Below are 6,595 nucleotides of genomic sequence, written 5' to 3'. Positions count from 1 at the left end.
TGGCGCGGCCGCGCGCGGCCGATCGTCTGCTTGAGCAGCGCGGCGGCCAGCCCCGAGCCGCCGATCGTCAGAAAGGCGAACCACGCCGCGCCGACCCGGTTGAACAACAGCAGCCGGGCGCGCGGCGCGTAGTCCCGCCAGTCGACCAGCCCGGCGAAGATCAGGAACAGGCCGAGCGGCACCAGATACCAGCCCGACTGGCCGATGTCGGTCAGCGCGACGGCGTAGCGCACCACCGTGCGCTCGTAGTCGACGCCCTGGGCCCCGAAGATCGGGTCGAGGAAGAGCAGCGCGTAGAGCGTGAACGTGGCGCCGATGAAGGCGAAGCGCCGCCAGGCCGCGCGATAGGCGCGGGCGGCGCCGCGCGCCTGGTGGCGCCGGCGCACGAAGGCCGCCGTCGAGCGCACATTGGCGACGAACAGCCGGGCACGGCGCTGCAGCGCGCCGGCCGGGCCGGGCGTCGGTGCGGGAACCCTGTCGCGGGCATCCTTTCGCATCGGCCTTCGGCTCCGCCTTCGGCGCGGCCGCGCCGGGCGCCGCGCCACCGCCACGCTCAGCCGAGCGCGCGGAACCTGGCCAGCACCGCGTCGCCCATCGCCGCCGTGCCGACCGCCTCGCCGCCCGCGGCGATGTCGCGCGTGCGCAGCCCGTCGTCGAGCACGCCGGCGATCGCCGCCTCCAGCCGGTCGGCCTCCGCCACCATGTCGAAGGAGTAGCGCAGGCACATGGCGAAGGAGGCGATCATGGCGATCGGGTTGGCCGCGCCCTGGCCGGCGATGTCGGGGGCCGAGCCGTGCACCGGCTCGTAGAGCGCCTTGCGCGTGCCGCTGCGCGCGTCGGGCGCACCGAGCGAGGCGGACGGCAGCATGCCGAGCGAGCCGGTGAGCATCGCCGCGACGTCCGACAGCATGTCGCCGAACAGGTTGTCGGTGACGATGACGTCGAACTGCTTGGGCCAGCGCACGAGCTGCATGCCGCCGGCATCGGCCAGCATGTGGGTGAGCTCGACATCGGCATAGTGCGCCTGGTGGGTGGCCGTGACGACCTCCTTCCAGAACACGCCCGACTTCATCACGTTGTGCTTTTCCATCGAGCACACCTTGTTGCCGCGCGTGCGCGCCAGCTCGAAGGCGACCCCGGCGATGCGCTCGATCTCGTAGGTATCGTAGACCTGGGTGTCGATCGCCCGCTTCTGGCCGTTGCCGAGATCGACGATCTCCTTCGGCTCGCCGAAATAGACGCCGCCGGTGAGCTCGCGCACGATCAGGATGTCGAGGCCCTCGATCACCGCGCGCTTGAGCGAGGAGGAATCGGCGAGCGCCGGATAGCAGATCGCCGGCCGCAGATTGGCGAACAGCGCCAGCTCCTTGCGCAGCCGCAGAAGCCCCGCCTCCGGCCTGACCTCGTAGGCCACGCCGTCCCACTTCGGCCCGCCGACCGCGCCGAACAGCACCGCGTCGGCGGCCAGCGCCCTGGCCATGTCGTCCTCGGAGATCGACTGGCCGTGCGCGTCGTAGGCGGCGCCGCCGACCAGCCCCTCCTCGATCTCGAAGCCGGCGCTAAGATCGGCGTTCATCGCCGCGATCAGCTTGCGCACCTCGGCCATCGCCTCGGGGCCGATCCCGTCGCCGGGCAGGAGAAGGAGCTTGCGGGTGGGCATGGGTGTCGGACCTCTCGTGCGTGGACAACCGTCGGCGCCTTGCTAGACGATCGCAGCGGAAAGGGAAATGCGCTTTCGCCGGGCGGGCGACGCCGGGCGGACGGCGGCCGCCGCGCATCCGCGCGACGGCCTTTGGGTTCTGCCGCTCAGCGGTCGCGGCGCAGCGCGGTCACCTCGATCTCGATCTTCATCTCCGGCTTGGCCAGCTCGCACAGCACCATGGTGGCCGCCGGCATCACCTCGCCGAAGAAGGCGCCGAGGATCGGAAACACCGGCTCGACATAGTCGCGGTGGGTGACGAAGTACTGCACGCGCACGATGTCGTGCCGCTTGAAGCCGGCCTCCTCGAGCACGCGCTCGATGTTGGCCAGGCAGGCATGCGTCTGCTCCTCGACGCTGTCGGGCATCGTCATGGTCTTGAAGTCGTAGCCGGTGGTGCCGGCCACGAAGCACCAGTCGCCGTCGACCACGGCGCGCGAATAGCCGACCGTCTTCTCGAGCGGCGAGCCGGTGGAGATGTGTCTGCGCATCGTCTAACTCCTCACGCCCAGGGCCGCGTCTCGGCGAGCTTCTTCTCGAAGCCGTCGATGGCGGCGGTCTTTTCCAGCGTCAGGGCGATGTCGTCGAGCCCGTTGAGCAGGCAGTGACGGCGGAAGGGATCGATGTCGAAGCGGATCGTGCCGCCGTCCGGCCCGGTGATCTCCTGGCGTTCGAGATCGACCGTCAGCGTGGCGTTGGCGCCGCGCTCGGCGTCATCCATCAGCTTTTCCAGCTCCTGCGGGCTGACCCGGATCGGCAGGATGCCGTTCTTGAAGCAGTTGTTGTAGAAGATGTCGGCGAAGCTGGTCGAGATGACGCAGCGGATGCCGAAGTCGAGCAGCGCCCAGGGGGCGTGCTCGCGCGACGAGCCGCAGCCGAAATTGTCGCCCGCCACCAGGATCCTGGCGTTCCGGTAGGCCGGCTTGTTCAGCACGAAATCGGGGTTCTCCGAGCCGTCCTCCAGATAGCGCATGTCGGAGAACAGGCCGGTGCCGAGACCGGTGCGCTTGATCGTCTTGAGATAGTCCTTGGGGATGATCATGTCGGTGTCGACATTGACGATCGGCAGCGGAGCCGCGACGCCGGTGAGCGTGGTGAACTTGTCCATGGTCGGGGATGCCTGTCGCTGTGAAGACGTGGGCGCGAAGCTTTACACAAGCGCGCGCCGCGACGCAAAGGGCGGCCCGTCCGGCCGCCCTTCGTCGCTGCTTCCGTTGTCCGCGTCGCCCGGAAACGCGCTCACGCGCGGGCGAGCGCCATCACGCCGGTCTCGGTGCCGGTCAGCCGTCGCGAGCGGCCGTCGGCGCCGACCACCATGGTGATCCGCCGCCGCTCCGAGGAGAACAGCTCGGAGGTGACGACGTCGACCGGCGGGTCGAAGGCGATCGTCGCGCGCCACAGGTCGGGCTTGATGGTCTCGGCCAGGCCGATCACCCGTCCGCGCGCGGGCTTGCCGTTGAAGCGGCCGGTCACCGCGTCACCGACGCCGAACGGCGCCTGCGGCCGCGCCGGCGCCGCGCTCCGGTCGTTGCCGGCGGCGGCGAGGGTGTTCCAGTCGCGCGCCCCGTTGAGCCGGGCGACGAGCTCGAGCGCGCGGGAATGGCCGAGCGTGATGCCGTCCTCGGCGAGCGCGCTGCGCAGCCGGCGCGCCTGCGCCTTGGGATCGGAAGGAACCGGTGTGGGATGGACCGGTGTGGTGGTGGTGCGGGTCATCGTTTCGCTCCTGCTGGGCGAACGGCGTCGTGTCACGGGCGCCCGCATTGCCGTTTCGGCCGTCGCATGGACAGGGGAAACGCGTCGTCGTCGGGAAGCTTCACCATGGCGCGGGGCCTGCGGGCGGCCGGCGCCTCCCGGGCCGGGCCGCTCAGATAGGCATTCGCCGGCGGCCGGTCAATGGCCCAGTCGATGGCCGGCCGGGCGGGGCGAGGCGCGGGCTGCCCGGCGGCCGCGGTCAGATCACGTTGAGCTCGCGGAACGGCCGGTTCTCGGCGATGCGCCCGTAGCCGAAGGCGGAGCAGTCGACGCTGCGATAGGCGCCGTGCACGACGAGCTCGGCCAGCGCCTGGCCGACGGCCGGCGCCTGCTGCAGGCCATGGCCGGAAAAGCCGTTGGCGAACAGGAAGTTGCCCACCTCGGGGTGCGGCCCCACCACGGCGTTCTGGTCGAACGTGTTGTACTCGTAGTGGCCGGCCCAGCCGCCCGCCGGCCGCACCGCCTCGAAGGCCGGCACGCGCGCGGCGAGCGTCGGCCACACCACCGCCTCGAACAGCGGCCAGTCGGGCTCGAAATCGGCCGTGTCGGCCGGCCCCTCCGAGGCCGCCTGCTCCGCGCCGCCGGCGATGAAGACGCTGCCTTCGGGCCGCACATAGACGCCCGACGGGTCGACCGTCAGCGGCATGTCGTCGAAGCGCTGCCGCGCCTCGAACACGAAGACCGAGCGCTTGCGCGGCTCGACCGGCAGGGCGAGGCCGGCGAGCGCCGCCACCCGGCCGGCCGAGGCGCCGGCGGCGTTCACCACCAGGCCGGCGCCGAGCCTGCTGCCGTCGCCCAGCGTCACCGCCTCGATACGGTCGCCGGCCCGGGCGATGCCGGTAACCGTTTCGGTAACGAAATCAACCGTCATCCCCTTGAGCGCCTTGCGGTACAGCATCAGCAGCGCATGCGCGTCGAACCAGCCTTCGCCGGTGCGGCCATAGGCGCCGGCGGCGATCCCGTCGGTGGCGAGCCAGGGAAAGCGGACGCTGAGCGCGGCGGCGTCCTCGAGCACGATGTCGGCACCGGCGGCGCGCTGCGTGCGGTGGTTGGCGACGAGCCGCGCGTGTCCCGCCGCGCTCGCCAGCACCAGATAGCCCTTCTCGCGGAAGGCGATGTCGGCCTCGGCGCCGAACACCGTCTTCAGCTCGCGGAACAGCCGCAGGGTGTGCTGCGACAGGCGGATGTTCTCGGGCGCGGAGAACTGCTGCCGGATCGAGGCGCAGGACAGGGTCGTGGCGGCGCGGGCGAAACCCGGGTCCGGCTCGATCAGCGCGATCGTGCCGACGAAGCCCTCGCGCCGCAGCGACCAGGCGACGGCGCTGCCGACGATGCCGCCGCCGATGATGACGATGTCGTGATGGCGCATGGCCTGGCCGCCGCTCCCTGCCGCAGTGCCGCTTGTCGCGTTCGGCGGCCAGCGAACCAGCTTCGCCGGGTCGCCGCAAGCCCGTTTCGCGGTCGCCGCGGCGCCGGCGCAGCCGGGCTTGCACGCACGCGGCGGCTGCGCCATGAAAGGGCCATGACCGCCCGTCCCTTCCGCCCGCGCCGCTCCGTCCTCTACGTCCCGGCGAGCAACGATCGCGCGCTCGCCAAGCTCGCCCGCCTCGACTGCGATGCCGTCATCCTCGATCTGGAGGATGCGGTCGCGCCCGACGACAAGGCGGCGGCGCGCGAGCGGCTGCGCGACCTCTTCGCCGAAGCGCGGCCGGGCTGCGAGACGGTGGTGCGCATCAACGCGCTGTCGAGCGCGTGGGGCACGGAAGACCTGCTCGCCGCGCGCGGCATGCGGCCGGACGCGATCCTGCTGCCCAAGGTCGAATCGGCGCGCGACATCGCCGACGCCGCCGAGGCGCTCGACGAGACGGACGCGCCGGCCGGCCTGCGCCTGTGGGCGATGGTCGAGACGCCGCGCGCCGTGCTGCGCCTCGACGACCTCGCCGAGCATGCGCGCGAGCCCCATTCCAGGCTGGATTGTCTCGTTGCCGGAACGAACGATCTGGTGAAGGACACCGGCATCGAGCCGGGCCCGGACCGGCGTCATCTGGTGCCCTGGCTGATGCAGATCGTGCTCGCCGCGCGGGCCGGCGGGCTCGACGCGCTCGACGGCGTGTCCAACGATTTCCGCGACACGGCGGCGTTTGCCGCCGAATGCGCCGCCGGCCGCGCCATGGGCTTCGACGGCAAGACGCTGATCCATCCCGCGCAGATCGCCCCGGCCAATGCCGCCTTCGCGCCGTCGCAGTCCGCGCTCGCCGAGGCGCGCGCGGTGGTCGAGGCGTTCGCCGGACCGCACAATGCCGGCCGCGGCGTGGTGGTGCTGGAGGGCCGCATGGTGGAGCGGCTGCATCTGGAGCAGGCCGAGCGGCTGCTGGCCAAGGCGGCGCGCATCGCGGAGGCGGGCTCGTGAAGCTCTACCGTTTCCTGACCGGGCCCGACGATGCCGGCTTCTGCCACAAGGTGACGGCGGCGCTCAACCGCGGCTGGCAGCTGCATGGCGGCCCGACCTACGCCTGGGATCCGCAAAGCCGCACGATGCGCTGCGGCCAGGCGGTCTGCAAGGAGGTCGAGGGCGCCGACTACACGCCCGACATCACGCTGTCGGAACAGTAGGCGCGACGGACCCGGGCGGACAGGCCCGGCCGGCCGGCGAAGTCCGCCGCCTGCCGGCGCTGGCGCGCTTCACGCGACGGTCTCCTCGATGCGCTCCATGTCGTCGTCGGACAGGCCGAAATGGTGGCCGATCTCGTGGATCAGCACATGCGCGACGATGTCGCCGAGCGTCTCCTCGTTCTCCGCCCAGTAGTCGAGGATCGCGCGGCGGTAGAGCGTGATGCGGTTGGGCCCCTCGCCGGTCTGCGGGTTCCAGCGCTCGGCGATGCCGCGCCCCTCGAACAGGCCGAGCAGGTCGAACGGCGTCTCGAGCGCCAGATCGTCCATGATGTCCTCGCTGGGAAACTCGGTGATCTGGATGACGATCTCGCCGGTGAGCGCGCGGAACTCCTCGGGCAGATTGGCATAGGTTTCCAGCGCCAGAAGCTCGAGCTCCTGCAGCGAAGGCGAAAGCTGGTCCTGCCAGGCGCGGGTGCGGTAGATGCGTGCCATGGATACCTCTCGCGCGGCATATAGCGGTTTCGGCGCGGC

At 71.4% G+C, this 6,595-nt stretch carries 8 protein-coding genes and 1 pseudogene; 2 read left to right on the top strand and 7 right to left on the bottom strand.

Features of this window, described 5'->3' with window-relative positions:
• The 6 genes and pseudogenes from N1F89_RS14415 to N1F89_RS14390 all read right to left on the bottom strand — a co-directional run.
• Positions 1-497 (bottom strand): annotated as a pseudogene (locus tag N1F89_RS14415) (hypothetical protein); the annotation flags it as partial.
• Positions 498-553: 56 nt separating this feature from the next.
• Positions 554-1,660 (bottom strand): 3-isopropylmalate dehydrogenase, encoded by a 1,107-nt coding sequence (gene leuB / locus N1F89_RS14410; RefSeq protein WP_290084870.1) that lies wholly within the window; start codon positions 1,658-1,660, stop codon positions 554-556.
• 146 nt (positions 1,661-1,806) lie between these two features.
• Positions 1,807-2,190 (bottom strand): RidA family protein, encoded by a 384-nt coding sequence (locus tag N1F89_RS14405; protein ID WP_290084869.1) that lies wholly within the window; start codon positions 2,188-2,190, stop codon positions 1,807-1,809.
• An 11-nt stretch (positions 2,191-2,201) separates the two neighbouring features.
• The gene (leuD, locus tag N1F89_RS14400) at positions 2,202-2,807 is read right to left on the bottom strand and encodes a 3-isopropylmalate dehydratase small subunit (RefSeq protein WP_290084868.1); all 606 of its coding nucleotides are present in this window, start codon (positions 2,805-2,807) and stop codon (positions 2,202-2,204) included.
• 131 nt (positions 2,808-2,938) lie between these two features.
• Positions 2,939-3,412: a glyoxalase superfamily protein gene (locus tag N1F89_RS14395; protein ID WP_290084867.1), complete on the bottom strand. Its 474-nt coding sequence runs from the start codon at positions 3,410-3,412 to the stop codon at positions 2,939-2,941.
• Between the two features lie 238 nt (positions 3,413-3,650).
• Positions 3,651-4,820, bottom strand: coding sequence for an FAD-binding oxidoreductase (locus tag N1F89_RS14390; RefSeq protein ID WP_290084866.1), 1,170 nt, complete (start codon positions 4,818-4,820; stop codon positions 3,651-3,653).
• Positions 4,821-4,973: 153 nt separating this feature from the next.
• Between N1F89_RS14390 and N1F89_RS14385 the strand changes: the two genes are divergently transcribed.
• Both N1F89_RS14385 and N1F89_RS14380 read left to right on the top strand, forming a co-directional pair.
• Positions 4,974-5,861 carry a CoA ester lyase gene (locus N1F89_RS14385; protein WP_290084865.1) on the top strand — a complete coding sequence of 296 codons (888 nt, stop codon included), beginning with the start codon at positions 4,974-4,976 and terminating at the stop codon, positions 5,859-5,861.
• The gene (locus N1F89_RS14380; RefSeq protein WP_290084864.1) at positions 5,858-6,064 is read left to right on the top strand and encodes a DUF1737 domain-containing protein; all 207 of its coding nucleotides are present in this window, start codon (positions 5,858-5,860) and stop codon (positions 6,062-6,064) included. The genes N1F89_RS14385 and N1F89_RS14380 overlap by 4 nt, the downstream gene beginning before the upstream one ends.
• 69 nt (positions 6,065-6,133) lie before the next feature.
• On the opposite strand, the gene N1F89_RS14375 is transcribed toward N1F89_RS14380, so the two are convergent.
• Positions 6,134-6,556, bottom strand: coding sequence for a metallopeptidase family protein (locus N1F89_RS14375; RefSeq protein WP_290084863.1), 423 nt, complete (start codon positions 6,554-6,556; stop codon positions 6,134-6,136).
• Positions 6,557-6,595: the final 39 nt, after the last annotated feature.

Source organism: Aquibium sp. A9E412 (genome assembly GCF_030398335.1).
In the GTDB taxonomy this organism is placed as follows: domain Bacteria; phylum Pseudomonadota; class Alphaproteobacteria; order Rhizobiales; family Rhizobiaceae; genus A9E412.
Note: the sequence above shows the minus strand (reverse complement) of the source record. Positions and strands in the feature narration are given on the sequence as shown.